The following is a 25,745-nucleotide window of genomic DNA, read 5'->3' as shown; positions in this document are numbered from 1 at the left end:
TCGAGGCCGCCCACAGGGCGGCCTTTTCCTGATCCCAAAAAATGAACAAGGGGTATAAAGTGGCACGCACTATTATGCTTATCCCGGTCGGCACTGGTGTCGGCGTAACTTCCGTGAGTCTGGGCGTTGTTCGCGCCATGGAGCGTCACGGTGTCAATGTCAGCTTCTTCAAACCGGTTGCCCAGCCGCGTCCGGGTGAAACCGGTGCCGAGCGCTCAACCGCCGTTATCCGCGCTGCTGCCAACATCAACCCGCCCGAGCCGTTCACCCTCTCCTACGCCGAGAACATGATCAGCTCCAGCAACACCGACATCCTGCTGGAAGAGATCGTTGCCCGCTTCGAAGAGCACGTGAAATCCAGTGGTGCCGAAGTGCTGGTTGTCGAAGGTATGGTGCCGACCGACAAGCAGCCCTTTGCCAACAAGCTGAACTACGACGTCGCCAAGGCGCTGGATGCTGACATGGTATTCGTGACCCACCCGGGCCATGACTCTAGCCAGAAGCTGAAAGAGCGCATCGAGTTGGCCTGCTCCAACTTCGGTGGTGTCAACAACCCCCGTATCGTTGGCTGCGTGATCAACAAGGTTGGCGCGCCGGTTGACGAGCATGGCGTAACCCGCCCTGACCTGACCGAGATGTTCGAAGCCCATCACCACGCTTCTGACGCAGCTCACAACCTGGAAGTGCTGCAAGTATTCGGCAAGAGCCCGCTGCGCATCCTGGGTTGCATCCCCTGGAACACCCAGCTGATCGCCCCGCGCGCCAAGGATCTTGCCAAGCATCTGGCTGCCAAGATCCTGCACAAGGGTGAGCTGGACAGCCGTCGCCTGCAGACCGTGACCTTCTGCGCCCGCTCCATCCACAACATGGTTGAGCACTTCCGTCCGGGTAGCCTGCTGGTCACCTCCGGCGACCGCTCCGACGTCATCGTCTCCGCCTGCCTCTCCGCCATGAACGGCGTCAAGCTGGGCGCCCTGCTGCTGACCGGTAACTATCATCCGGAGCCGCAGGTAATGGCGCTGTGCCAACAGGCCATGGCCACCGGCCTGCCGATCATGATGACCGGCACCAACACCTGGCAGACCGCCGTCAGCCTGCAGAACTTCAACGTCGATATTCCGGAAGATGACCGCGAGCGTATCGAGCTGGTGCAGGACTATGTGGCTGGCCACATCGACAAGCACTGGATCGAGTCGCTGACCGTCAGCTCTACCCGTTCACGTCGTCTGAGCCCGCCGGCATTCCGTTATCAGCTGACCGAGCTGGCCCGTCAGGCCAACAAGCGTGTCGTGCTGCCGGAAGGCGACGAGCCGCGCACCATCAAGGCTGCCGCCATCTGTGCCGAGCGTGGCATTGCCCGTCCGGTGCTGCTGGGTAACCCGGAAGAGATCCGTCGCGTTGCCGAACAGCAGGGTGTGGTACTGACCGATCGCGTCGAGATCATCGATCCGGCCGTTGTGCGCGAGCGCTATGTGCCGCGTCTGGTCGAGCTGCGCAAGAACAAGGGCATGACCGAAGTGGTTGCTCGCGAGCAGCTGGAAGACAACGTGGTACTGGGTACCATGATGCTGGAGCGCAATGAAGTTGACGGCCTGGTATCCGGCGCGGTACACACCACTGCCAACACCATCCGTCCGCCGATGCAGATCATCAAGACCGCTCCGGGCTCTTCCCTGATCTCCTCCATCTTCTTCATGCTGCTGCCTGACCAGGTGCTGGTCTACGGTGACTGCGCGATCAACCCGGATCCGACTGCCGAGCAGCTGGCCGAGATCGCTATCCAGTCCGCCGACTCCGCAGCCGCGTTCGGCATCGAGCCGCGCGTCGCCATGATCTCCTACTCCACCGGTACCTCAGGCGCCGGTGCCGATGTAGAGAAAGTGCGTGAAGCGACCGAGCTGGCCAAGGCCAAGCGCCCCGACCTCATCATCGACGGCCCGCTGCAGTACGACGCGGCCATCATGGAGAACGTGGCCAAGTCCAAGGCACCGAACTCACCGGTTGCCGGTAAAGCTACCGTGTTCGTCTTCCCGGACCTGAACACCGGTAACACCACTTACAAAGCGGTGCAGCGTTCCGCTGACCTGGTCTCCATCGGCCCGATGCTGCAAGGCATGCGCAAGCCGGTCAACGACCTCTCCCGTGGCGCCCTGGTTGACGACATCGTCTACACCATCGCCCTGACCGGTATCCAGGCTGCCCAGGCTGACGAACAAGCCTAATCAGTGCCTGTCTGAAAAAAACGATCACAAAGGCTGCTCACCCCAGGTGAGCAGCCTTTTTTATTGGTTCTTTTTTGAAGACCAGTGAAACATGCCATCAGCACAGTGTTATGTAGAATAATGCCATGTGATGTGCAAGAAATGTCTCGAGCGTAACTCTGCGGGAAAGCGTGTCCGCCACCTTAAAGATGCATCTAAAATAGATTCAAGATCATACGCTTAGATATATGAGGGCATTTATAGCTGAGCGCTTATAGCAAATATTTCGCCATCGGCATGAGGATTTGACCTGTTAGAAATAGCAGTGAAAAAGACCCGTTTGATACGCTATTCATCAATGTGCCACTCGGCAATATCCACATCATGGAGGAATGGAAATGCTGATGAAGAAGCTCTCTGCAGTCATGCTGCTGGCCTGCTTGCCCCTGTTCAGCCAACCTGTGCTGGCCGTAGATAAGGCAGCGCCCAAGCAAACAACCACAGCCGAGGTCGCCAAGGAGTCCGGCAAGCTGAACATCAATACGGCCACCCTTGCCGAACTCACCAGCCTGAAAGGGATTGGCGACAAGAAGGCACAAGCCATCGTCGACTATCGGGAAAAACAGGGAAAGTTCACCTCGGTCGATCAGCTGGCGGATGTCAATGGCATTGGCCCGGCCACGCTGGAAGCCAACAGGGACATGATAATAGTCAAATAAAGTCGAATGGATCAGTTGCAAATGGGGCAGCCTGTGGCTGCCCCATTTTTCTTGGGGTATGATTGCCGCACTTTAATCCCGCTGGATAGTTTTCCATGAAAAAGACTCCTCTTGTTGTTCGTAAGGCCGTGCTCCCGGTAGCCGGTCTGGGTACCCGTATGCTGCCAGCCACCAAGGCCATCCCGAAAGAGATGTTGCCGGTGGTCGACAAACCGCTGATCCAGTACGTAGTGCGCGAAGCCATCGCCGCCGGTATCAAAGAGATCGTGCTGGTCACCCACTCGAGCAAGAACTCCATCGAAAACCACTTCGACAAGAGTTTCGAACTGGAAGCGACCCTCGAGAAGCGAGTCAAGCGTCAGCTGCTGGAAGAGGTGCAACAGATCTGCCCGAAAGACGTCACTATCATGCACGTCCGCCAGGGTGAGGCCAAAGGTCTGGGCCACGCGGTGCTCTGCGCCCGCCCGCTGATCGGTGACAACCCGTTTGCCGTGCTGCTGCCGGATGTGCTGATCGACGACGTTGCCAGCAACCCCAAGCAGGACAACCTGGCCGAGATGGTGCACATGTACGAAGAGAACCAGATCAGCCAGATCATGGTGGAAGCGGTTCCCGAGAGCGAAGTGGACAAGTACGGCATCGCCGACATCAAGGGCGAGGCCCTGAGCGAGGGGATGTCTCTGCCGATGCAGGCCATTGTCGAGAAGCCGCCCCGTGACGAAGCCCCCTCCAATCTGGCGGTGGTGGGTCGTTACGTCCTCTCCTCCAATATCTGGCCGCTGCTGGAGAAGACCCCGGCCGGTGCCGGTGACGAGATCCAGCTGACTGACGCCATCGCCATGCTGATGGAGCAGGAGCAGGTCAACGCCTACTTCATGAAGGGCAAGAGCCACGATTGCGGCAGCAAGCTGGGCTACATGAAAGCCAATGTGGAATATGGTGTGCGCCATCACGAGCTGAATGGTGAATTCATCGGCTGGCTGAAGCAGTTCGTCAAGCAGTTGTAATCGCTGATAAATCTGTTTTTTATAGACGTATTTAAGGGGCATCAAATGATGCTCCTTTTTCATTTTTGCAACAAAAAATCAATCAAGAGTAAATAAACTCTCAGCAAATCATAATGTTGTAATTTATTCACACATGCTCTATAAGGATTGAGGCGTGTTTCTCGCCCTTGCATAAAAAACTCAAAAAAATATAAGACACAGGTGGAAGTTCCAATGAATAACCCGTCAAAAGGGACCTTTTTAGGTCACCCTAAAGGGCTTTTTTTGCTCTTTAGTACCGAACTGTGGGAGAGATTCTCCTATTACGGCATGCGTGCCGTGCTGGTGCTCTATCTGACCGACCTGACTGCCAACGGCGGTCTGGGCTGGAGTCAGGCAGATGCCCTCAAACTCTACGGTATCTATACCGGTCTGGTTTATATCACTCCGCTGATCGGCGGCTGGCTGGCTGACACCTTCCTGGGTCAACGTCGCGCCATCCTGATCGGTGCCGTGCTGATGGCCGCAGGTCAGTTCACTCTGGCACTGCCCCACGCCATGTTCCCGGATATGGTCAACACCATGTTCTACGCGGGCCTCGCGCTGCTGATCGTGGGTAACGGCCTGTTCAAACCGAACATCTCCACCATGGTGGGTGACCTCTATGAAGAGGGCGATCACCGCCGTGATGGTGCTTTCACCATCTTCTACATGGGTATCAACCTGGGTTCCCTGCTGGCAGGCGTGATCTGTGGTGCTGCAGCCACCGCCTACGGCTGGCAAGCTGCCTTCGTCGGCGCCGGTATCGGTATGCTGCTCTCTCTGGTGATCCAGGCTACCATGGCCCAGCGTTTCCTGGGTGACATCGGTCGCGTCACTGCCGCCCAGCGCGCAGCCGCCCTGCGTACTACCGAGCAGAAAGCACCGCTAACCAAGCAGGAAGTGGATCGCATCAAGGTTATCCTGGTACTGGGTCTGTTCACCATCATCTTCTGGGCCGGTTTCGAGCAGGCCGGTGGTCTGATGAACCTCTACACCCAGGAGTATACCGACCGCATGATCGGCAGCTTCGAAGTGCCGACCGCCTGGTTCCAGTCCCTGAACCCCTTCTTCATTATCACACTGGCACCGGTCGTTGCGGCCATCTGGATCAAGCTCGGCAAGAAAGAGCCGAACTCTCCGGTGAAATTCGCCATGGGTCTGCTGTTCCTGGCTATCGGCTTCCTGTTCATGGTCGGTGCCGTGCTGCAGCAGGGTGGTGACAACACCGTCAAGACCTCCATGTTCTGGCTGGTTGGCGCATACCTGTTCCACACCCTGGGCGAGCTCTGCCTCTCCCCGATCGGCCTCTCCATGGTGACCAAACTGGCTCCGCTGCGTCTGGCTTCCCTGATGATGGGTGCCTGGTTTGGCTTCGTTGCCCTGGCCAACTACGCTGCGGGCTTTATCGGCTCCTTCGTGGGTGAAGCCGGCCCGATCGCCATCTTCGGTGGCATCGCCCTGGCTGCAGTACTTAGCGCACTGATCCTCCTGACCATGGCCAACCGCCTGGTTTACTGGATGCACGGTGCCGAAGGCCCGGCCAAAGAGCCGCAAGCTCAAGAGAAGAAACTGCACTCCGCCACCGTCTAAACGGTCAGGATTGTAAACAACAAACAGGGCGCCCATCGGCGCCCTGTTTGTTTTAGCCTGTTTATCAGGCGGCATCAGTGATGACGAACCTGCACATCCAGCGAGCCGCCGCTGTCGCTGCGAAACTGCAGGGCGAACGGTTCATGCCAGCTGCGTTTGTGCAGGGCGTAGTGGCTACTGCGCATCAGGCCAAGGGGCAAGCCGCCGGAGCGCATCAGCCAGTGGGGAGAGGTGAGCCCTGCGTTGGCAAACACCAACCCATCATGCTGATCAAACAGCAGCGCCGCCATGGCAAAAGAGTGGCGAAGCCCGGACGCCATCAACTGATGGTTGAGGTATTCTAGCAACCGGTGCGGCTGGCTCAGCAACCTGCTCTCGTTCTGCTGAAACTGGCGGTAGGGGACGTTCATCAAGGATCGCACCAGCGCACCACAAAATGCCGCATCCGTCCCCATGATCGGCAGCTCCATCACCAGCACCAGCAGCTTGTCTTCCACCTTGAAGGTATCTGGAATAAACAGCTGCCCCAGCCCCTTGAACGTGACCTGCCAGGGGCCCCACTCCTGCAAGCCCGGCGGCTTGAGCCCCGCCAGCAGGCGACTGGCCGCCTTGTCGTGGGCACTGAAATAGTCGATGTGATCCATCAGCTCCAGTTGCTGCGCCCGGCTGGCGCTGCCGTTGAGACACTGTTCGATGCTGCGCTCTACCAGCGCGTAATCCTCAAGGGGTTTGAGCAGATAGTCCCGCGCACCGGCACGCAAGGCGCTGGCGACTGCCTCCATGGTGCTCTGGGCCGAAATGACGATAACCGGAATATGGGGATAGCGCGCAGAGAGGCAGGCGATCACCTCGTGGCCATCCATATTGGGCATATTGAGATCGCAGAGCACCACATCGGGATGATAGAGAGCCGCCGCCGATAGCCCCTCAATACCATCTTCGGCCTGAAATACCGTTGCCCCGTCCCGTGCGAGGTAACTTACTAACGAGTGGCGAAAAACGGCCTCGTCCTCCACCACCAGGATCCGTAGCCCGGCTTTTGACATCTTGATAAAGCTATTATTAGTCAATTGGTTATTTAGGTATTAAGACTAGCTCAAAAGTGCGGTCAGCGCGGAAACCCTGCGTCAAAAGTAGACCTCGATCATACGATGGCATCAAGAGAACCCCATCCGTCCGCGCAACTCTATTCACTCGGGTGGCCCCGCGGCTACGACCGCCATCCGAATTGTGCAAGTGGGCGCCATAAGGGATAATGCCCCCCACTCCAGCTCGTGAAGAAGACCATGACCCCAGCCGAATACAGCGCCCTTGCCCACCCAAGATTGTCCCATCCGGCTCGCAGTCTCTATACCCTGCAACTGCGCCGACTGGTGCTGGAAAATCAGGCGGCAAGGCTCAACTATCCCGAGCTGGGTCGGGCGCTGGCAGTGGTCGATCCGGGAGATCCCTGCGGCTTTTCGTTTCAGGTCAATGCCCGCCAGCTCACCGAGCTGTTCGATGAACTGATGGAGGCGGGCCTGCTGCAGGTCGAGGCTCAGCCCGAGAGTGAGCACTACCATCAATGCCCGTTCCAGTTGCCACTGCTGACCCAGAAATTGCGCAGCCCGCTGCCGGAGCGCCCCTTCCAGATGCATCTGCAATGGCGTCCGGACGAAGAGCTGCCCGCCCTCGCCCGGCTGTGCGGAGTGATCGATGCCAGCTACAGCGAAGAGGATCTGGGGGAGTTTATCGCCTATTGGCTGGGGCGCCCCGAGGTGTTCGACTCCCAGCATCAATGGATGCTCAAGTTCATTCGCGCCCTCAAGACCCGCCGCTATACCCGTCGCAAACCGATGGAGGTGCAGGGCTACCAGCAGGTGACGCCGGCCCCGGCAGAGTCGGGCCCCAGCAAACGGGCCCAACAGATGATTGAAGAGGCCAAGCGACTGGCCCAACAGAAGACGCAAGAACCCGCAGCGCAGCAGGAGCCGGATAATGATTGATAGCGGCCCCCGCCTGCAGGCAGAATCAACCCCTTGTCTACCCATCCCTGATCGAGCAGAAGGAGCATTCCATGACTGACCCGCAAGATCCCCTGCGCCAGGAGCTGGAAGAGATCGAAGCCAAGCGCCAGAAGATCGCCAAGGCCAAGCAGGATCACCGTATTCACGACCCGGAATTGAGCCGCCATGTGGGTGGCCTGCTGGAGCGCATTCGTCGCCTGCAACAAGAGACCGGTGGCGGCCAGTATAACTACGAGACTCTGCGCAAGGAGTATGACGCCAAGGCCAACGCCGAGGTGCGCGAGCTGCAGAAGGCGGCCCGTCAGGAGCGGATCCAGAAGCTGATCGCCCAGGCCGACCTCAACCCCGACTGGGTGTTTGACAAGATGGATGCCGGTGACCCGGCGCTGCAATACCCTATCGAAACAGCCCGTTACTTTATCAGCGGCTTCGAGCACTGGGAGAAGAGCGGTGGCGGCTGCATGCTGATCTACGGCGACTACGGCACCGGCAAGTCGACCCTGGCGGGAGCGGTGGCGCATGAGCTGATCGCCCGTCACCAGAAATCGGTGATCTTCCAGCAGTGGGCCTCCATCGTCGATCGGCTGTTCTTCAACGTGATCCCCGACCAGGACGAGCGCAACCAGTACCGCCGCGCGCTGGAAGAGGTGGATCTGCTGATCATCGATGAGGTATCGGCCAACCGCGCCAAGATGGCGGAGAGTCAGTCCAGCTTCCTCGGCCACCTGTTGCGCCGTCGTCGCAACCTGTCAAAAAGCGTCATCATCATCACCAACCACACGCCCCAGACCTTGCATCAGGCGATCGGTGATTTCAGCTATGAGGCGATCAAGGCGTTCAATCCGGTGGATATCCACCTGAGCGGCCCCAGCCGTCGCCCCAGCATCGGCAACTACAACGGCTGATCCCCTCTCAGCGAGTGCGAGTCGCTGGCGGCTCGCACTCTCTCCTCCCTGCCTGCCCACAAATAGAAACAACTCTCATTTACAGCGCACAAACAAGTCACTAGGCTAGTCCCTTTTGCCAAGGGAGCTCAGCTATGCCAACCACACTGATTTTCGGAGCCAGCCGAGGGCTGGGCCGTGCCTTTACCCACCACGCTCTCGCTGAGGGTCACCGCGTAGTCGCGCTGGTGCGCAGCCCCGAGATGGCCACGGAACTGGAGGCGCTGGGAGTAGACGTCATCGAAGGGGATGCGCTGGATCCGGCTGCGGTGCAGCAGGCGTGCACCCGAGCGGGACAAGATGCACAGGTCGTCTCCACCCTCGGCAGCTTTCGCCAGACGGCGCCGGTGGACTATCAGGGCAACCGCCATGTGATCGATGCCATGGAGCAGGCAGGCCTGAAACGACTGCTACTGGTCACCTCCCTCGGCTGTGGCGACAGCTGGCAGTATCTGCCTGAACGTGCCCGCGCCGCCTTCGGTCACGAGGTGCGCCTCAAGAGTCTGGCGGAGAGCTGGCTGCAGACCAGCGCCCTCGCGTGGACCATTCTGCGCCCTGCGGGCCTGCAGGATGGCGACGCCACCGGCCGCGCCGAGCTGAGTCAGGGCAAGGAGGTACACGGACTGGTTCGCCGCGCCGATGTGGCCACCCAAGGGCTGCGTCTACTGGCAGATGAGACAGCGGTGGGGCAGATCTACGCCATCGGAGATCCCACGCTCCAGCGCGGCTAAAGCAGCAGTAAAACCGCTTAACCCCACCACATAGCAAAACGGTCAGCCCAAGGGCTGACCGTTTTCGCTTTACCGCACACGCCATCTCACGGGCGCTTGCCCTATCCCGTTTAACCGGCGGTGGTTTCACCCTGCACGACTGACGGGCGAGCAACTGGCAGCGACTGCTGCCGCCAGCGCAGCAGCAGGCAGGCCAGCACGCCGTAGAGCAACGCAAGCCCCCACAACTGCCACCAGTAACGGGAAACCTGGGCGAAGTCGGCCCCCATCTGGTTAAGGCGCAGAAAACCCTCGATGGCGGGGATAGTGGGCACCCACTGAGCCAGCCAGTTGAGGGGCGCCGGGATCAGCTCGAGCGGCCAGATAAAGCCCGCCAGAAAGACCAGAGGCAGGGAGGAGATCAGTACCACCTGAGTGGACAGATCCCGCCGGGTCAAGAGGGCACCCAGCACAATCCCGAACCAACATGTGGCCAGCAGGAATGGCAGGGCAAACAGCCAAAGCTGCACCGGATCTGCATGACGAGCGATATTGTAGTGATCGAAGCAGAAGCCGAGAAAGTAGCTTACCGGCAGCAGGAACAACCCCGCCAGCACCAGTGTTCTGGCCAGCAGCAGCGGCAACACCGGCGCGCTTTGCCAGTAACCATGCTCACCGCGACAACTGCGCTGGTTCTGGGTCGCCCCCAGGATCCCCGCCCCCATCAGCAACACCTGATGGAGGATCAGCACGAACACCGCCGGCACCACGTAGTTGACGTAGCCCATGGTGGGATTGAACACCGGCACCACGTTGAGGGCCACCGCATTCCAGCCCATGGCCGCTTGTGGCAGCGCCTCGCCGTGGCTCAGCAGCCGCGCCACCTTCACTTGGGCGGCGAGGGTGCCACCGGCCTGCGCCAGTCCTTCGGCAATGGTGCCGTAGACCAGAAAGTAGGAGGCATCACCGGCATAGCTCAGGGTGACGCTCTTGCCCAGCATCAGGTCCCGATAGAAGTGGTTGGGGATGTGCAGGATCCCGCTCGCCTCCCCGGCCATCATCAGCTGTCGCGCCTCGGCCAGCGAATTGGCTCGCGCCACCAGCTTTACCTGCGGCGTGGCATCGGCCATAAACTCCAGCTGACGGGACAACTGACTGCCATCGTCGTTGACCACCACTACCGCCTCTTCCCGCGGCAGCTGATGCAGATAGGGCTGGGGATAGAGAAACGAGTAGAAGATCACCCCGCCAAACAGGGTCAGCATGATGGCGCGATCAGCCAGCAGGGTGCGCAGCTCTAGGCGCAACAGATCGACAAATCCCAGCATCACTCAGGCTCCTTTTCGGCGCTCGCCACTGCGGCTGATTGACGGGCCAGCTCGGCCTGCTGCTTGTAACGACGAACCACCAGCAGCAGGGGGAGCAGAAACAGCAGCAGCGCCCCCAGTTGCGGCAACGCCGATGCGAGAGGCAGACCGTAGTTGCTCTGACCAATCTGCAGCTCCACATAGTGAGAGACCGGCAACAGGCTGCGCCAGAAGCGGGCGAAATCTCCCATGGCACTCACCGGAAAGGTGACCCCCATAAAGGCGAAACCGGGCGCCGTGTAAGCCCCCGCCAGCGACAGGGCACGGGCCGGATCCCGAATGATGCCGTAGAAAAAGGCCCCCATGGTGACGCAGGCCGCCGAGGCGAGCCCCAGACCCACCACCAGCACCAGCCAGCTGCCGTGCATGGGGTAGGAGAAGCCCTTGAACAGCAGCAGTGTCCAGACTATCCCCCACCCCCAGCCAATCAACATGTGAGGCAGCAGGGTGCGCCAGAGGCCAAACCAGACACCGCGAGTGGTCCAGTCCAGCCCCAGCCGATCGGTACGGGCCAGCGCATTGAGGCCGAACAGCACCACCAGGATCTGCCATACGGCTGGCAGAATGGCACTCAACAGAAACTGGGCGTAGCTGGAGTTGAGGTTATAGAGCGCCGTTACCTGACTGCTGATAGGCACCGACTGCCCGAGTGCGCCGGGCAGCGCCTTGCCATCGGCCATCGCCTCCAGCACGCCGACCTGACCGTTGAGAGTGCCTACCACCTGCGCCAGCGCCGAGTTGACCAGCTTGGCGATCAGGATGAACTGGCCGTTGTTGAACACCGTCACCTGCGGCTGGGTGCCCTGACGGGCATCCCGCTCCAGATGGTTGGGGATCACCACCAGCGCATAGATGTCGCCACCGCGCAAGGCGCGCGCCCCGGCCTCGATGGAGTCAAACTGTTGCGCCACCTTGAGCCCGGCCGAGCCATCCAGCGAGAAAGCGAGCTGGCGCGAGAGCATGCTGTGGTCGAGATCCACCAGCCCCACCTTGAGGTCGCGGGCCAACCCTGCCGAGAAGATCCAGCAGAGGATCCCCATCAGCAGCAGCGGCACCCAGCTCATCAGGGCACGGCTGAATGGATCCTGCCACAGCAGCCGAAATTCACGTCCCATCAGAGTTCAACCAGCACACTCATGCCAACCCGTAGCCCCTCAACCGGTTGCAGCGGACGGGCCTCTACCTGGAAGCTCTTCATATCGAAACCCTGACGGGTATCGGTAGCACGCCAAGTGGCGAAATCCCCCATCACGGCCACATGGGTCACCTTGAAGCGCACGATCTGATCGCCAAGGCCCGGGATGCGGGCATCGAACTCGGTACCGACCGGGAAGCGGGGCAGCAGATCTTCGCGCACATGGAACTGGGCCCAGGCATCGCTCATGTCGAGCAAAGTCACCACCGGGAAGCCCTGCGGCGCCAGCTCGCCGCTGCGCAGCAGCACTTGGCTTACCTCGCCTGAGTGGGGGCTGACGATGCGGGTATCGGCCAGATAAGCCTCAACCTCGGCCACCGAACCGGCCGCCATCTTGGCCTTCTCGCGGGCGGCGATCTTGGTCTCTTCCCGCGCCCCTTCCAAAGCCATCTGGTACTGCTGCCACGCCATCCCTTCGCTGTAACGGGCGGCTTGCCAGGCAGTCCAGGCCTCGTCGCGCTTTTGCAGCGGCATCACGCCGTCGCGGTGCAGGCTGGCAACCCGCTCATAGGTCTTGCCGCGCAGGGCTGCGGCGGCCTTGGCTTTTTGCCACTGATCCTTGGCAGCGGCGATCTGTTGGGCTCGGGCTCCTTTCTCCGCCTCTTGCGCCAGCGCGCCTGCAGCCGCTTCACCGGCCTTGGCCTGGCTCAGCTTGGCTTCGAGCTCGGGGCTCGCCAGGGTAAAGACCAGTTGATCCTTGGTCAGCTGATCACCCTTTTTCACCAACACTTCGTCGATGCGACCCGGCACCTTGGAGGAGACCGAATATTGCTGCGCTTCAATCTGCCCTTGCAGATGCACCGGCTCCGGCTGATAGGCCAGCCAGAAGCGCCAGCCGAGCCAGACCACCAGGATCACCAGTGCCAGCGGCAACAACAGCGGTTTACCCTGGCTCATCTTCTTTTTGATGGGGGGATGGCTCATCACTTCACCTCGACAAACGGGCGACCCTTGGCGGTCGAAACAGAGATAGAAAAAGGAACGGACTGGAGTGCGATCATGAGTTCACCTCGATCACCCGACCGTGCTGATATTGATTGAAACTGTTCATCTGGCCGGAGAGCGCCAGCAGGCGGGCCAGCGACACCACATATTGATAGGCCGCCGCTGCGCGCTGGGTCTTGACCCCCGCCAGCTGGTTTTGGGCATCCACCACATCAAGGGAGGTAGAGAGTCCCTGACCGAAGGCCTTGTCCCGCAGTAGCACATTCTCCTCTGCCAACGCCTGGGTGGAAGAGAGGGATTGATACTCCTCCAGCCCCTGCGCCGCTTCGCGCCAGGTCTTCTCTACCAGCAACTCCAGATCCTCGCGGGTCTTGGCCTGCAGCAGATTGACTTGCAGCTCGGCGCTCTTGGCGGCCTGTACCGTCTCGGAGCGGCCATCGCGGCTCACCAGCGGCATGCTGACCCCCACCCCCACCAGCCAGTCCGGCGTGGTCTTGGAGGCGAGCGAATCATCTTCATAGAGGTTGTAGTTACCGAACAGAAACACCTCAGGGGCATATTTGCCCTGCTCGACCCGGATCATCCCCTTGGCCTGCTCCTTCTTGGCACTGAGCAGCTTGAGACCGGGGTGCACCTCCAGGGTCTGGCTCACCAACCCCTCGAGGCGCGGCAGCTCCTTGTTGACGAACAGGCCGCTGCCCGGCTGGGCATTTGGCAACTTCAGCATGCGGCCGAGGGCCAGCTCGGCGATCTCGAGGCTGCGGCGCGCCTTCTGGGTATCGATGCGCGCTCTGTCATACGCCGACTGGGCGGAGAGACGCTCCACCCTGGCGATCTGGCCCTGCACTTCGAGCTTCTTGGCGTGATCCAGATGGTGGGCGAGCCCCTCTTCGATCTCCTGCTTGGTCTGCACCACCTGAGCAGCCAGCACCACGCCGAAATAGGTCTGGGAGAGGCTCTCGAAGGTGGATTGCTGCTTGAGCACCAGCAGCTGCTGCGCCTCGCTCACCTGCGCCTGGCGGATATCCTGCGCCGCATCGATGCGACCACCGGCAAACAACGGCCAGAGCATCTTGACCGAGCTGGTCACCACATTCTGTTTGGTCAGGGGGGTGACAAATGCGTTGGCCCCGACCCCGAACAGGCTGCCGAGCGCCAGGATCAGATCTTTCTGCTTGGCCAGCGGATTGAGATCGAGAGCATCAAGTTCAATCGGCTGATCAAGATGGGTATAGCTGGCCCCCACATCGACCTTGGGCAGATACATGGATTTGGCCGCCTCGCGCAGCTGCTTGGCCCGATCGACCCCGGCCTGTTCGGCAGCCAGCCCTTCATCCTGCTGGATGACCCGGGTCCAGGCTTCGCCGAAACTGATGGTTTGCGCCTGCGCCGACCCCAGCACGGCCCCCAGCAGACACGGCCAGAGTGATTTAATGAACCTTGACGTCATAGATCCCCAATCCGCTTTTGTTGCATAAATGTTTGGAGCATTTGCTCGACTTAAGCCCGTTATCATAACGCAAAGCGGGCCTGCAAGTGGACTGACAATTATGCAGGCGTCCGACCCGAATGGTACAGCGCTCACTCTCCGGCAATCTGGCCGTTTTTCAATAACTCCAGAATTTGCAAGCCTTGGCGCGACGTTTTTTTCAGAAAAAAATGGCTGACGCTCAAATACTAACCTTTTCTCCTGCCTAAAAAATGCGTAATATACGCCGCCCTAAGCCGATGGTAACCGTGGAATGCAGATAGGTCCCCACACGCTTGAAACTCCCTTGATTGTGGCTCCCATGGCCGGTGTAACTGACCGACCATTCCGTGAACTTTGTTTGCGATTGGGGGCTGGCATGGCCGTTTCCGAGATGCTGCTGGCCAACCCGGATGTCTGGGATACCCAGAAAACCCGGATGAGGATGGATCACTCTGCAGAAGGCGGATTGCGATCGGTCCAGATTGCCGGAGCCGACCCCGAGATGATGGCGTTTGCTGCCCGCTACAACGTGGAGCAGGGCGCACAGATCGTCGACATCAACATGGGATGTCCGGCAAAAAAAGTGAATAAGAAGTTGGCAGGTTCTGCCCTGCTGCGTGCCCCCGATCAGGTCAAAGCAATTTGCCGGGCCGTGGTGGATGCAGTGGAGGTGCCTGTCACCTTGAAGATCCGCACAGGATGGGATCCGGATAACCGCAATGGCGTGGAGATCGCCCGAATCGCCGAAGATTGCGGTATCGCGGCCCTTGCCGTGCATGGTCGTACCCGTGCCTGCCTCTACAAGGGCGAAGCGGAGTACGACACGATCAGGGCGATTAAGCAGGCCGTATCGATTCCTGTTGTCGCCAATGGTGACATCAACAGCCCGGAGAAAGCCCGGTATGTCCTCGACTATACCGGCGTTGACGCCGTGATGATCGGCCGAGCTGCGCAAGGACGACCCTGGATTTTCCGGGAAATCCGTCATTTTCTTGAGACGGGCACCAAGCTGCCGCCTCCCGAGAGGGAAGAGGTTCGCACCCTGATGAACGAGCATGTAACCAACCTGCACCGGTTTTATGGTGCATATCTGGGAGCGCGCATAGCCCGTAAACACGTGGGCTGGTATCTGGATGAAGAAGAGACGGGCCGAGAATTCCGTAAGCACTTCAATGCCCTGGATTGCGCAGACGCGCAACTTGAGGCACTCGAAGCGTATTTCGATGGATTAGGTTAACAAGATAACTAAAGAGCCGACCGAATATGTTCGAACAAACCCTGACTTCTGATGCATTGGTAACAACTACTCACAATCACGCTGCCGAGCCGACCCAGCGCCCCCTGCGTGACTCTGTGCAACAGGCCCTGCGTAACTACCTGGCCCAGTTGAACGGTCAGGAAGTGATTGATCTGTACGATATGGTTCTCTCCGAAGTCGAAGCGCCGATGCTGGACGTGATCATGCAGTACACCCGTGGTAACCAGACTCGCGCTGCCGTGATGATGGGTATCAACCGTGGCACCCTGCGCAAGAAGCTCAAGCGTTACGGCATGAACTAAGCCATAACAGCTAAGCTATTGAAAATAAAGGCACCATCATTTTATTGATAGTGCCTTTTTCGTTTTGAACCCACATTTGAACCCACACCTACAAGACTAGTTATCATTGTCGACGACTCAACTCGGACTAGCCTGATGAACAGCGTTGACCACATAACTGTACCTATCCTCCCCATGTTGCCTAATGCAAGAGAGGGCCAATGGCCCTCTCTTGCTATCTATGTTGTTGGTCAGTGCAAACAGCACTGCTTGTACTTCTAGCCGCAGCCAAAGGGACACGGCTCGTTGCGGCCAATCTTGATGGGTACCACCACTGGTGTTCGCTACGTTGTGCCAGAAAGTGGGCATGAAGGATACGAGCAGCAAATCGGGCCTTGGTGGCTTGCTCTTGCAGGTGTTCATTGCTGAGCACCTCCAGCGACGTAGACATGGTTTCTTAACCATGTGTTCTTTATGGTCTCTGTCATCCGGGGGATGTCGCTCCAATGGATAGGCATCTATATCGGTCTCAGGCACAATGTTCGATTAGATAGACCTGATAATGGGTAGTTCAGCTGATGGCACGAATATTAACCAAAGCGCAATTGAGTAAACTGGAAAGCAAAAGCCAAGCCGAGCTGTTGGCTATCGTGCTTGACCTGGCAACGCATCTTCCCCTCGCAAAAAAGCACCTGATTAACCAGTACCTTACTGCTGAGGATGCCTTATTGGCATTGGCAAAAAAAGAGTATAGCAAGCTCACTCGTCGCCCCCCTTCCTGGGATTATAAGGAGGTGGATGCCTTCTTCGATACCTTGCAAAATCAGTTTATTCCGTTGCTGGCCAAGGGGATCGTCGCCTCTCCAAGGGAGGGAGAACTCTTCGCCCTCGAGTTGCTGGCGAATGCCAGAGCCTTGTATGAAAAGATGGATACATCCAGTGGCAGCTGGGAGGACTACCATCTTGTGCTGGTCGAACAGTGGTTGATGGCGATCGCTGCTCAACGAGAGTCTGTCCCCCCAGAGGTGCTGGCTCGTCGATTACGTGACGGATTGTCAGACATTGATCCATCGATCAGCATTACTTGCCTGTTTGATTACCGTGATGTGCTCGGCTCCCCAGTGATGCGAGCCTTGCGCGATAACTATGCGGCGGCAGGTCTATTGCCAGAGGCGTTGGGGTTGAGCTTTGAGTTGCGTGATATTGCATTCTTTGACTCGGTGCAACAGGCTGGTCTCTTTAGCCACCCCCGTCAGCAGATTGACTATGCCAGACTGCTGACCGACGAATTACGCGCCGATCAAGCCATCGCGGTATTAGAGGCAATGGACTCGGCTCTGTTGCAGCGCCACCGCCAATTGAACCTGTGGCATCAAGTGTTGATCCGGGCCTATCTGGAAGAGGGACGCCGAGCTGACGCTCATGCTCAGGCATTACGCGCGTTTGCTAGCACACGGGCAAACTCGTTTTTTGCGAGTTATTGCCAAAGTGGAGATGAGCCTAGAGAAGTAGCATTAGGCCAGTTTGTTGCCATTGCCGAATCATGGGGGCTACGCGAGGTCTTGTTGCTGTTGGAGGAGGTTGATGCATGGCCACAACTGGCACAACGGCTTGAGCAATGTACAGATGCAGACTTGCAGGAGGATCTCTCACTCCTTGCTGGTTCAACCGTACGAACCTGGTCGAGCCGCCTCTATCAGCAGGGATTTATCGTGGTGGCAGTGCGGCTACGTCGTCAATTGGTGGCCAATGTCGTTAATCAGGGCAAGAGCACCTACTACACGGGGGCAGCCTCGGATCTGAAAAAGAGCCTGGATTATCAGGCGGCCTTAAAGGTAGAACAAGAGGATGGAGAGAGACCTCTCTGTTCGCCACAGGAGTATCTGAATCAGCTTTATCAGCAGCACAAACGCAAGAGCAGCTTTTGGGAGGCGGTTCGTCAAAAGCTACCGGCCATTACCATGTCGGCGAGCGGTGTGCAGTATCAGGCCGAGAATAAATAAGGCGCTAACACCTTTCACTCGGTCAGTCAGCTTGTGCTGGTGTTCCATGCGCCCTTGGCTGTCCAGCGCCTCGATAGCACTCATCTGGATGTCTCATTGCCACGACATCCTTCAAGCTACCCAAAACAAGAGAGAGCCATTGGCTCTCTCTTGTTTTCGAAATAGGTGTTTTCAAAAAATGTGTTTTCGAAAAAAGTGTTATCGAAAGAAGATCTCATCAAAGTCCGGCTCTTCATCCCAGATGGCGTGCTGACGTGCGTCCCAGCGCTCGGCCAGATAGGGTTTGAGGGTTGCAAGGGTGGTGATGGTCGCCAGTTGTCCATGCAACTGCTTGATATCCCGCTGTAGATAGTGCTGATGCTCCTCGAACGCGAGATCGGTCTTCTTCTTCGAGCGCTGTTTAAACTTGTGCAAGATAACCCCTTGCACTCCCTCCGGGCCACTATAAAAGCAGATCTCGAGCTCACGTTTTTTCTGCCAGAGCGCCGGATTGATGGCCACCAGATTCTCTTCACTCAGCAGCTTGTCTGCCTCGGGCAGATGGGTGTGAGCCAGGTGCAACAGAGTAAACATATCCCGCGTTTCCCACGCATGGCTGAGCTCGCCCATCAGGCGGCTCTTCTCTTCACGCTTGACCGGGTCTTGCTCCCGATCCGGGTGCAGCGTCATAGCCAGCTTGCGATAGAGCTGCTTAAGGCTTGAGTTATCGAGCAGTTGCTCAACCCTGGCAACCTCATCCGGATCGGCCATGTCATGATGATCCTGCCAACGTGCGAAAGCCTCGTCATTGGCAAAGGGGTCATCGCCACAGTCCGGCGCGTCGTCGTCCCACTCATGCTCATCACCGCCCTGTTTTTGGGCCTGGGCTTGCATATAGTCGCGCAGCTTCTCGGGATTTCTGACCATCTCGCGCAGCAGCTCGATATCATCGGGGCTCTCGCCAAACGCCTCTTGCAGCATGTCAGTGATAAAATCGCAGCTCGCCTCGAGCTGATCATCATCGAGCTGGCTGACGCTGCCCGCTTGCACCGCCATATAGAGTGACTCCAGATCCAGCTCCCCCCGAAACGGGTTGGATTCAAGATACCCCATCAATTCATCAATCCAGCCATGGAGCATCTCGCGCTGCCACTGGGTAAAACTTTTGCGGGCGGTGAAACCGGCCAGCCGCTGGCAAAGCTGAAAAATCAGCCCACACTGCTCACGCTCCAGAGGCTCAATGTCGCTGACAAAGCGCTGATAGATATCCGCCCCCTCTTGCTCCTGTTTGGCCAGCTTGGCCTGCAGCTTTTCGATGGCCTGCCACTGGCGATGAAAATAGGCAAGGGCCGGACTCTCGTGGCGCGGCTCGGCTTTTTTTCGCTTGGCCGAGGTTTTACTCTTGGTCAGTGACATGAAAACTCCAAATGAAAACGGGATAGTTGGCTACCGTGGCCACGGCAGATTATCAGAGGGGAGGAGATGCGCCTATCCTCGCGGTCTGCTGCCGGAGAAAAGCGCACGAGGTGTACCGAGGTTGTGGCTCCCGAGTCACCCGGGCAGGCACGCAATCGCTAGAGCTGACTGCGCAGTATGTTCACCAGTACAGGTGCGAAGGGCTCCAGCTTGCCTTGTTTGGGCTGGCTCAGATCTTCGATCAGCATTGTCAGCAATTGTGCATCATCTTCCAGCGCCAGTGCCTGCTGATCATCGCCATAGTGGGTCCAAATCAGGCTATCCACCAGCTGTTTGCGCTTGGCAACCAGCACCTTGTTGCTTTGCTCCGTATCACCCAGATTGAGTACCCGGATCGCCTCTTTGGCTCTTTCCGTCAACCCCTCAACCCGACCACTCCATTTAAAGCGCAACTCGGTTTCGCACTCAGGCATCAGCGGGGTCAACGGCAGAGGCTGCGAGCCATGGGCGGCATCGCACTGTTTCGGTGTTTTGCAACTGGCTACCAGATTGCTGAAATCCATGGTGCGCTTAGGGGCGAGATCCCTAGCCTCAACATGCTCGTTCATGGTGTCTTCACTGGTGCCGCTGATGGCTCGGCAACAGTAGGCGCAGAGATGGAATTGCTCAGTAGTGCAAGCCTCCCGGATCTGCTGGCGAATTGCCTGACCCTCTTCATCGTTGGGTAGGTCGTGATATCGAGCATGAGGATTTTGACGTTTGAATGCCGCCAGACTTGCAGGTTCTTGTCCCTTATAAATCTTGCGCACGGCGCAGCTCCTCTTTGCGCAGCAGCAGGCTAGCCTTGGTCAGCTCCAGGTTGTTGGCTGGCAGCTCGGCTCTTAGCGCGGCCAGCAGGGCATTGGCCTTATCAAATTGCCGATCTTGAATTAAATCGAGTAAGTCATTCAGTCGGCTCGCCACCCGCTCATTGCGAATAGCGGTATCCATCACCTCCAGCAGCACCGAGTTGGCATCCTGACCATATTGGGATGGCACTTCAGTCAACTCGCCATTATCGAGCGAATAGACCAGTACATCCTTGCAATCGCTGATCACCAGGGGGGAGTGGGTGGTCAGCACAAACTGACAGTTGGGGAAGGTATCAGTGAGCCGCTGGATGATAGTACGTGCCCACTGGGGATGCAGGTGCATGTCCACCTCGTCGATCAGCACCACCCCATCGCCGTGCAGCGGATTTTCCAGCTCCGGATTCATCATTGCGAGGCGGCGGGCAATATCGCCCACCAGTGCCATCAGGGATTTCTCCCCTTGCGACAGTTGCAACACATTGAGGGTCTGACCCTCCTTGTCGATGGACATATGCAGACGCGGCTTACGGCGGACCTTCAGATTTTTAAATCCGGGCATAAAGTTGGCAATAGCTGTGCGCACCGCCGTCAACTGACGATCTCTGGCTGATGCCTGTGTCTGTTGCAACTTTTGCCAAAGATCAGGACCGAGTAAATCTTGAAGTTCATTAAGAACTTCAGTAGGGATTACCGACTCGTTTTCGCTATCTTCCCGCTCGCGAAACCACTCAAAGAAACGACGAAAATCGACTCCTTGACTCAGCGAATTGTCATAACCATCGAGTTGGCGAAATGAATGTTTCTCTTTGATCTTTAGCAGAATATCCAGCACCACCCGCTCGACTGGGTAGAAGGCGATCAGGGGTAAGCTGACATTTTCCTGCTCTGTCAATCGTGCTCGATACTCATCGGCTAGTTTGCTAGCGTCGGTCAATATGGATTGCTCGTTGCTCTTGCGACCGGCGCGAGTTTTGGTGAGAGACCAGATGTATTCCTTCAGCTGATCGTGTAGTTGAAGAGAGACCACCGCGGTATTGGCGCCATTGAGGATGACCTCTTCCGGGATGGGGCTGCCGCTGCCTTTGTCGCTGCGCAAACGGGCAACAAACCAGCTGAGTGAGGTCGCCAACGATTTGAGTACCGAGGTTTTGCCTGCACCATTGTTGCCAATCAGCACGGTCACATTCGAGTTGACCCGCTCCGTGGGGGCAAACTCGATGGCAAGACGCTCAAAACGCCCCAGATTTTCGAGGGTGAGTTGTTTGATTTCCATGCTCTATTCCTAATTTTGCTGCCAACACGACCTTATCTCGCCTGCACTTGGCTTACAACCCGTCGAATGTTGCCGCTGACTGCACATCATACGAGCGGGTCAGGCCGTTGCGCGAGGCTTGCGGGGCCCACACTTACCTTTTTTGCCGCTGGCGGTGGCCCGCTCGGTCTGAATGCGGGCCAGCAGGGCGGCGGTTTCTCGTGCGTCCGATTACGCTTCGCTAATCGAACCTACGTCGCGGATGTTTTGGTTGCCCGTTTGCGCGGCTTGGCAGTGGCCCGCTCGGCTTGAATGCGAGCCAACAGGGCGGCGGCGCTATTGTCGCCACTGATCAGGTCCGGGTTGGCTGCGCGCCAGTCGGCGGTCAGCTCGCCACGAAATGCCTTGGCCAGAATGGCCTGGGTCAGGTTATCGACCCGCGCTTTGGCCGTCTTGGCCTGCTGCTCGATGGTATCGGCATAGGCAAAGAGTTGTTCTACGCGACGGACAATTTCGGTTCCTGATTACCCATGACCCTCAGCCAGCTTCAAGAGCCGATATGGCATCGGAGGGCTTGCCATGACTGCATGCCCCAATTCAACCAACATGCTCTTGAGGTCAAAACGATGATTAAACCGGAAGCAGTATTCCGCAAGATGCCTTGGTAAATGCTTCGCTCCGAGCTTATGACAACTGCCCCGCAGCGAGTTCTTCACATTCTGCGTATTCCGGCGAAGTTGAACAGCCATTCCGGCCAACGTGAACACCCTGATCCTTAACGCGCTCACGTCACCCCGTTTCTAACTCGAGTGTTCAGATTGGGTCAACTCACTTCTCCTCTTTCTCATCGATTCTCCCTTCAGTGACAGCCGGTGAGCGTTGTGCATCAGCCGGTCCAGGATCGCATCTGCCAGGGTGTTGTCACCCAAGCTCGCGTACCACTCTTCAGTTGGCAGCTGACTGACTACTACCGTCGAGTATTTCCCGTACCGATCATCCATGATCTCCAGCAGGGCGTTGCGCTGCTCGGCATTCACCGCTTCCAGTCCCCAGTCATCGAGGACCAGTAGCTCTATCCTGGCCAGTTGACCCAGCAGTCTGGCGTAACTGCCATCTACCTTGGCCTGGCTCAGCTCAAGTAGCAGACGCGGCAGCCGGTAGTAACGAGTGCTGTGCCCCTGCTGACAGGCTTGGTAGCCCAGCGCACAGGCTAGGTAGGTTTTTCCGCAGCCACAGGGGCCGGTAATGAGCAGGTTCAGGCCCCGGCGCAGCCACTCTCCTTGGGCCAGGTTTGCCACCTGTGACCGCTCCAGGTTGCGTGCAGACTGGTAGTCCACCTCTTGCACCGTGGCCTGGAGTTTGAGCCTCGCCTGCTTGACCAGCCGAGCTTGTTTACGCTGCTCCCGGCTCAGTTGTTCGTGTTCGACCAGCAGGCTTAGCCGCTCGATGAAGGGCAGCCCTTCGTAGGTACTGGCCTGTTCCAGTTGTTGTTGCACGGCATCCGCCATGCCAGTCAGTTTCAGGTGTCTCAAGCGGGTCAGCGTTTGTTGGGTCATGGGACGTATCCTCTCTAGTGGAAGCTCTGGGGGCCGCGGATGTTCTCGTGCTCTTGCGGCAGTTCTGGATAACTGAGCGGACTTGCGGGCAGTTGGTCGCGGCCACTGGTCAGCACCGGCTTGAGCAGCTTGAGCCGCACCAGTCCTTCCCGGTTGGCCAGCTGGCAACAGGCTTCGACTCGTGATGGCGGATACTCCCGGCTAAGACTCAGCAGTCCCAGGCAGAGTCGGTATGCCTGCTCGGCATGGGCTTTCTCTGCCAGCCGTTCGCTAACCCAGCACAAGGTGCCCGGTCCGATGTCGGCAGCCCACTGCTTAAGACGCCCTGGCGTCCAGCGTTGCTGCTTGCTGTGACGTTCCGGCATGTGCTCAGGGAGTGTGCTCATCCCCGGGATGGTTTTACGCGGATGGCTCGCGACCAGCTGTTGCTGGTGATAGACCTGAAGCAGGGTATCGCCCGCATGGAGCTCCAGTTGCTGACCCACATACTGGTGCGGCACCGAGTAATGGTGCTGCTCATAGCTGACGTGATAGTCGATGTTGACCTTGACCGTTTTGATGGCGACATAGCGATAGGGATGCACCGGTAGTGACCCCAGTGCCGGGCGGTCCAACTGCTCAAACGCCTCGCGTCGGTTACCGGGCAGCTGCTTGAACGGGCGCTCGTTGAGCTCATTTAACAAAGCCCGGATGCACTGGTTGAGCTCGGCAAGCGAGAAGAAGGTCTGATGGCGTAGACGGGCCAGGATCCAGCGCTCGACGATCTGCACACCCACCTCGGCCTTGGCTTTGTCCTTGGGCTTGTAAGGACGAGCTGGCATCACCGCCACCTGATAATGCTCGGCCAACTGCTGGTAGCTGGGGTTGAGCTCGGGATCGTATCGGCAAGCCTTGCTGACACCGCTCTTGAGGTTGTCGGGGATCAGTAGTGCCGGTGTACCACCGAAAAACTCAAAGGCACGGACATGGCTTTGCAGCCAGTCCGGCAGTGACTGGGACCAGGTGGCCTCGGCAAAGGTGTAGTTGGACGCACCGAGCACGGCGACAAAGATCTGGGCCTGACGGACCTCACCCATAGTCGGCGAGACGATGGGCACCGTGGGCCCGCAGTAGTCGATAAAGAGCTTTTCCCCCGCCTTATGGATCTGGCGCATGGAGCGCTTTTGCAACTGACACCAGGACTTGTAACGGTCACAGAACTGGGAGTAGCTGTAACAGCTATTGGGATAGCGCTGGGTGTACTCCTCCCAGAGCAGCTGTTTGGAGACCCCCTTGCGCTTGAGCTCCTGATGGACAGAGGGCCAATCCGGTACAACATGGCGGGCCGAGATGGTGGTATCGGCCTGCGGATAGAACAGGGCCGCCAGTTGGCCATCATCAAGCTGGCTAGGTAAGGGCCAGGTCAGGCCGAGCGTCTGGGCACTTTTGAGGAGTTTCTGGATGGAGCCAACGCTGACCTTGGTGCAGCAACTTATCTGGCGAACAGAGAGGTCAGCTTCCAGCCGCAGTCGCAGCACTTCACGAATTTTACGCATTGCAATCCTCTTGGCAGACATAGGCTCTTCCCTGGCAAAAGGGAGAGCGTATCAAAGGTTGTTAAATCAATGCGTTAAGGATGATTCTGGTGAATGTGAACAGTGATTCCGGGATGTTGAACACTGTTTCCGGAAAGGAGGTGCAAAGTGTTCAGGTTGAACCGGAATGAGCGTTCACGTTGGTCCGGAAATGGTGTTCACGTTGAACCAGAATCGGTGTTCATGATCGGCCGGAATATGCAAACCCGTTACCATGTTTAGAGCTGATAGCAAATCGGGTTGCGGTTGCACCTTCTTTAAGCTCTGCTGCCGCGACTTGTCGATCTTGAGAAATCATCCTAAAACCTCGTATTGGGGTACCACGTGGGGTACCACATCTAGCAAACGGTAGGCACATTACTGTATCCACTTACCTGGCCACCGGCAGGTCCTCCCAGCGGGTGGTGTAACAGGGGCTCAGGAGCTCTTGTCGCATCATCCACTCAGGCGACCCCGTACCTTGGCTGGCAAAGCCTACTCGCCCCAATCCCTTGGCTTTGATCTGGTCCATCACTGCCATCAGCGCGTCCGATTGAGCGGAGGACGGGGCAAACAGATCTGCCTGTTGTTGCCCCTTGGGGGTGAACTCACTCAGCATGACGCCCCCCTTCTGATAGCGGTAACCGTCGCGCCAAATCTGCGGTAGCAGCACGTTCACTTGCTGCAGCAGCAACCGGGTATCATCGCTAGGGCAGACCAGTCGGACGCCAGCCTGCTCACTGTAGTAAGGAGCTCGTTCGTCAAAGGGGCTGGTTCGCACGAACAGGTGCACCCGTTGGCAACACATCCCCTCGGCCCGCAACTTCTCGGCTGCGCGAGCCATAAAGCCTGACAACGCTTGGGCCATTTCTCCACGGTCAGTCACGCGCTCACCAAAGGAACGGCTCGAGAGGATCTGCTGCTTCGCCGCCGGTTCAACGGTCAGCTCTGCGCAAGGCAGGCCACGCAGCTCCTGTACGATTCGCTCGACCACCACGCCGTATTGGGCGCGTAACCCTTGGGCATCGCTAGCCACCAGGTCAGCCACGGTGTTGATGCCTTGTGCCACCAACTTGGCTCCCAAGCGCCGTCCTATGCCCCACACCTCGTCCACCGGAGTGATAGCCATCAGCCGGGCACGGCGCAGCTCGTCACGCAAGTCCACGACGCCGCCAGTGGCAGGCCACTTCTTGGCTGCATAGTTGGCCAGCTTGGCGAGGGTCTTGGTGGGGCCAATCCCGACCCCTACCGTTAGGCCGGTCCACTGCCACACTCGCTGCCGGATCTGTTGTCCATAGGCTGTCAGGTCCCCGGCAAACGACTCCGACAACGCCATGAACGCTTCATCGATGTAAAGGAAAGAAGAACAGCCATGGACATGACTTCAGCTCAGACATTCCGCTACTCAATCTCTGATGTC

21 protein-coding genes and 2 pseudogenes are annotated in these 25,745 nt (G+C 58.2%); 11 read left to right on the top strand and 12 right to left on the bottom strand.

The window, feature by feature from the left end:
- The first annotated feature begins 41 nt into the window (after positions 1-41).
- The 4 genes from pta (at position 42) to OKC42_RS16935 (ending at position 5,538) form a co-directional block, all read left to right on the top strand.
- On the top strand, positions 42-2,222 hold the full coding sequence (gene pta / locus OKC42_RS16950) for a phosphate acetyltransferase (RefSeq protein WP_005339119.1): 2,181 nt from the start codon (positions 42-44) through the stop codon (positions 2,220-2,222).
- A 377-nt stretch (positions 2,223-2,599) separates the two neighbouring features.
- Entirely contained in the window at positions 2,600-2,920 is a 321-nt protein-coding gene (locus OKC42_RS16945; RefSeq protein ID WP_115521677.1) for a ComEA family DNA-binding protein, read from the top strand.
- A gap of 95 nt (positions 2,921-3,015) precedes the next feature.
- A complete protein-coding gene (galU, locus tag OKC42_RS16940; protein WP_139405564.1) occupies positions 3,016-3,927 on the top strand; it encodes a UTP--glucose-1-phosphate uridylyltransferase GalU in 912 nt (303 codons plus the stop codon).
- A gap of 213 nt (positions 3,928-4,140) precedes the next feature.
- The gene (locus OKC42_RS16935) at positions 4,141-5,538 is read left to right on the top strand and encodes a peptide MFS transporter (RefSeq protein ID WP_047436211.1); all 1,398 of its coding nucleotides are present in this window, start codon (positions 4,141-4,143) and stop codon (positions 5,536-5,538) included.
- A 74-nt stretch (positions 5,539-5,612) separates the two neighbouring features.
- On the opposite strand, the gene OKC42_RS16930 is transcribed toward OKC42_RS16935, so the two are convergent.
- Entirely contained in the window at positions 5,613-6,584 is a 972-nt protein-coding gene (locus tag OKC42_RS16930; RefSeq protein ID WP_270820313.1) for a response regulator, read from the bottom strand.
- 240 nt (positions 6,585-6,824) lie between these two features.
- Here OKC42_RS16930 and OKC42_RS16925 point away from each other — a divergent pair, with 240 nt between their 5' ends.
- The 3 genes from OKC42_RS16925 (at position 6,825) to OKC42_RS16915 (ending at position 9,219) form a co-directional block, all read left to right on the top strand.
- A complete protein-coding gene (locus OKC42_RS16925; protein ID WP_257687171.1) occupies positions 6,825-7,523 on the top strand; it encodes a DnaT-like ssDNA-binding domain-containing protein in 699 nt (232 codons plus the stop codon).
- Positions 7,524-7,594: 71 nt separating this feature from the next.
- On the top strand, positions 7,595-8,449 hold the full coding sequence (locus OKC42_RS16920; protein ID WP_151285939.1) for a DnaA ATPase domain-containing protein: 855 nt from the start codon (positions 7,595-7,597) through the stop codon (positions 8,447-8,449).
- Positions 8,450-8,583: 134 nt separating this feature from the next.
- Positions 8,584-9,219 carry an SDR family oxidoreductase gene (locus tag OKC42_RS16915; RefSeq protein WP_270820312.1) on the top strand — a complete coding sequence of 212 codons (636 nt, stop codon included), beginning with the start codon at positions 8,584-8,586 and terminating at the stop codon, positions 9,217-9,219.
- 110 nt (positions 9,220-9,329) lie between these two features.
- Here the strand turns inward: OKC42_RS16915 and OKC42_RS16910 are convergent, their stop codons facing one another.
- The 4 genes from OKC42_RS16910 to OKC42_RS16895 form a co-directional block, all read right to left on the bottom strand.
- Complete coding sequence (locus tag OKC42_RS16910) at positions 9,330-10,526, bottom strand: ABC transporter permease (protein ID WP_270820311.1); 1,197 nt, start codon at positions 10,524-10,526, stop codon at positions 9,330-9,332.
- A complete protein-coding gene (locus tag OKC42_RS16905; protein WP_144713682.1) occupies positions 10,526-11,680 on the bottom strand; it encodes an ABC transporter permease in 1,155 nt (384 codons plus the stop codon). The genes OKC42_RS16910 and OKC42_RS16905 overlap by 1 nt, the downstream gene beginning before the upstream one ends.
- Complete coding sequence (locus OKC42_RS16900) at positions 11,680-12,684, bottom strand: HlyD family secretion protein (protein ID WP_270820309.1); 1,005 nt, start codon at positions 12,682-12,684, stop codon at positions 11,680-11,682. Before OKC42_RS16900 ends, OKC42_RS16905 begins: the two co-directional genes overlap by 1 nt.
- A 73-nt stretch (positions 12,685-12,757) precedes the next feature.
- On the bottom strand, positions 12,758-14,155 hold the full coding sequence (locus OKC42_RS16895; protein WP_219264872.1) for a TolC family protein: 1,398 nt from the start codon (positions 14,153-14,155) through the stop codon (positions 12,758-12,760).
- A 292-nt stretch (positions 14,156-14,447) separates the two neighbouring features.
- Here OKC42_RS16895 and dusB point away from each other — a divergent pair, with 292 nt between their 5' ends.
- The 3 genes from dusB (at position 14,448) to OKC42_RS16880 (ending at position 17,718) form a co-directional block, all read left to right on the top strand.
- A complete protein-coding gene (gene dusB, locus OKC42_RS16890) occupies positions 14,448-15,413 on the top strand; it encodes a tRNA dihydrouridine synthase DusB (protein WP_019445016.1) in 966 nt (321 codons plus the stop codon).
- 26 nt (positions 15,414-15,439) lie between these two features.
- Positions 15,440-15,736, top strand: coding sequence for a DNA-binding transcriptional regulator Fis (gene fis, locus OKC42_RS16885; protein ID WP_005309538.1), 297 nt, complete (start codon positions 15,440-15,442; stop codon positions 15,734-15,736).
- 557 nt (positions 15,737-16,293) lie between these two features.
- On the top strand, positions 16,294-17,718 hold the full coding sequence (locus OKC42_RS16880; RefSeq protein ID WP_270820307.1) for a hypothetical protein: 1,425 nt from the start codon (positions 16,294-16,296) through the stop codon (positions 17,716-17,718).
- Positions 17,719-17,916: 198 nt separating this feature from the next.
- Here OKC42_RS16880 and OKC42_RS16875 read toward each other — a convergent pair whose 3' ends face one another.
- The 3 genes from OKC42_RS16875 to OKC42_RS16865 all read right to left on the bottom strand — a co-directional run bounded on the left by OKC42_RS16875 (position 17,917) and on the right by OKC42_RS16865 (position 21,237).
- The gene (locus tag OKC42_RS16875) at positions 17,917-19,113 is read right to left on the bottom strand and encodes a J domain-containing protein (protein WP_042649079.1); all 1,197 of its coding nucleotides are present in this window, start codon (positions 19,111-19,113) and stop codon (positions 17,917-17,919) included.
- 158 nt (positions 19,114-19,271) lie between these two features.
- Complete coding sequence (locus OKC42_RS16870; protein WP_270820306.1) at positions 19,272-19,922, bottom strand: hypothetical protein; 651 nt, start codon at positions 19,920-19,922, stop codon at positions 19,272-19,274.
- On the bottom strand, positions 19,906-21,237 hold the full coding sequence (locus OKC42_RS16865; protein WP_270796991.1) for an AAA family ATPase: 1,332 nt from the start codon (positions 21,235-21,237) through the stop codon (positions 19,906-19,908). The genes OKC42_RS16870 and OKC42_RS16865 overlap by 17 nt, the downstream gene beginning before the upstream one ends.
- A 287-nt stretch (positions 21,238-21,524) precedes the next feature.
- Here OKC42_RS16865 and OKC42_RS16860 point away from each other — a divergent pair, with 287 nt between their 5' ends.
- Entirely contained in the window at positions 21,525-21,740 is a 216-nt protein-coding gene (locus OKC42_RS16860) for a hypothetical protein (protein ID WP_042649076.1), read from the top strand.
- Here the strand turns inward: OKC42_RS16860 and OKC42_RS16855 are convergent.
- The 4 genes and pseudogenes from OKC42_RS16855 to OKC42_RS16840 all read right to left on the bottom strand — a co-directional run.
- Positions 21,741-21,935 (bottom strand): annotated as a pseudogene (locus tag OKC42_RS16855) (IS1595 family transposase); the annotation flags it as partial.
- Positions 21,936-22,016: 81 nt separating this feature from the next.
- Positions 22,017-22,772: an IS21-like element ISAs29 family helper ATPase IstB gene (istB, locus tag OKC42_RS16850; protein WP_270820305.1), complete on the bottom strand. Its 756-nt coding sequence runs from the start codon at positions 22,770-22,772 to the stop codon at positions 22,017-22,019.
- A 14-nt stretch (positions 22,773-22,786) separates the two neighbouring features.
- The gene (gene istA / locus OKC42_RS16845; protein ID WP_270820304.1) at positions 22,787-24,328 is read right to left on the bottom strand and encodes an IS21 family transposase; all 1,542 of its coding nucleotides are present in this window, start codon (positions 24,326-24,328) and stop codon (positions 22,787-22,789) included.
- Positions 24,329-24,716: 388 nt separating this feature from the next.
- Positions 24,717-25,676 (bottom strand): annotated as a pseudogene (locus OKC42_RS16840) (DinB/UmuC family translesion DNA polymerase); the annotation flags it as partial.
- Between the last annotated feature and the right edge of the window lie 69 nt (positions 25,677-25,745).

The sequence above is a fragment of the Aeromonas sp. Y311-2 genome (genome assembly GCF_027706025.1).
In the GTDB taxonomy this organism is placed as follows: domain Bacteria; phylum Pseudomonadota; class Gammaproteobacteria; order Enterobacterales; family Aeromonadaceae; genus Aeromonas; species Aeromonas veronii.
Note: the sequence above shows the minus strand (reverse complement) of the source record. Positions and strands in the feature narration are given on the sequence as shown.

Coding starts and splice junctions, on each gene's coding strand:
- pta (WP_005339119.1), top strand. CDS start 42: ATGAACAAGGGGTATAAAGTGGCACGCACTATTATGCTTATCCCGGTC.
- OKC42_RS16945 (WP_115521677.1), top strand. CDS start 2,600: ATGCTGATGAAGAAGCTCTCTGCAGTCATGCTGCTGGCCTGCTTGCCC.
- galU (WP_139405564.1), top strand. CDS start 3,016: ATGAAAAAGACTCCTCTTGTTGTTCGTAAGGCCGTGCTCCCGGTAGCC.
- OKC42_RS16935 (WP_047436211.1), top strand. CDS start 4,141: ATGAATAACCCGTCAAAAGGGACCTTTTTAGGTCACCCTAAAGGGCTT.
- OKC42_RS16930 (WP_270820313.1), bottom strand. CDS start 6,584: ATGTCAAAAGCCGGGCTACGGATCCTGGTGGTGGAGGACGAGGCCGTT.
- OKC42_RS16925 (WP_257687171.1), top strand. CDS start 6,825: ATGACCCCAGCCGAATACAGCGCCCTTGCCCACCCAAGATTGTCCCAT.
- OKC42_RS16920 (WP_151285939.1), top strand. CDS start 7,595: ATGACTGACCCGCAAGATCCCCTGCGCCAGGAGCTGGAAGAGATCGAA.
- OKC42_RS16915 (WP_270820312.1), top strand. CDS start 8,584: ATGCCAACCACACTGATTTTCGGAGCCAGCCGAGGGCTGGGCCGTGCC.
- OKC42_RS16910 (WP_270820311.1), bottom strand. CDS start 10,526: ATGCTGGGATTTGTCGATCTGTTGCGCCTAGAGCTGCGCACCCTGCTG.
- OKC42_RS16905 (WP_144713682.1), bottom strand. CDS start 11,680: ATGGGACGTGAATTTCGGCTGCTGTGGCAGGATCCATTCAGCCGTGCC.
- OKC42_RS16900 (WP_270820309.1), bottom strand. CDS start 12,684: ATGAGCCATCCCCCCATCAAAAAGAAGATGAGCCAGGGTAAACCGCTG.
- OKC42_RS16895 (WP_219264872.1), bottom strand. CDS start 14,155: ATGACGTCAAGGTTCATTAAATCACTCTGGCCGTGTCTGCTGGGGGCC.
- dusB (WP_019445016.1), top strand. CDS start 14,448: ATGCAGATAGGTCCCCACACGCTTGAAACTCCCTTGATTGTGGCTCCC.
- fis (WP_005309538.1), top strand. CDS start 15,440: ATGTTCGAACAAACCCTGACTTCTGATGCATTGGTAACAACTACTCAC.
- OKC42_RS16880 (WP_270820307.1), top strand. CDS start 16,294: ATGGCACGAATATTAACCAAAGCGCAATTGAGTAAACTGGAAAGCAAA.
- OKC42_RS16875 (WP_042649079.1), bottom strand. CDS start 19,113: ATGTCACTGACCAAGAGTAAAACCTCGGCCAAGCGAAAAAAAGCCGAG.
- OKC42_RS16865 (WP_270796991.1), bottom strand. CDS start 21,237: ATGGAAATCAAACAACTCACCCTCGAAAATCTGGGGCGTTTTGAGCGT.
- istB (WP_270820305.1), bottom strand. CDS start 22,772: ATGACCCAACAAACGCTGACCCGCTTGAGACACCTGAAACTGACTGGC.
- istA (WP_270820304.1), bottom strand. CDS start 24,328: ATGTCTGCCAAGAGGATTGCAATGCGTAAAATTCGTGAAGTGCTGCGA.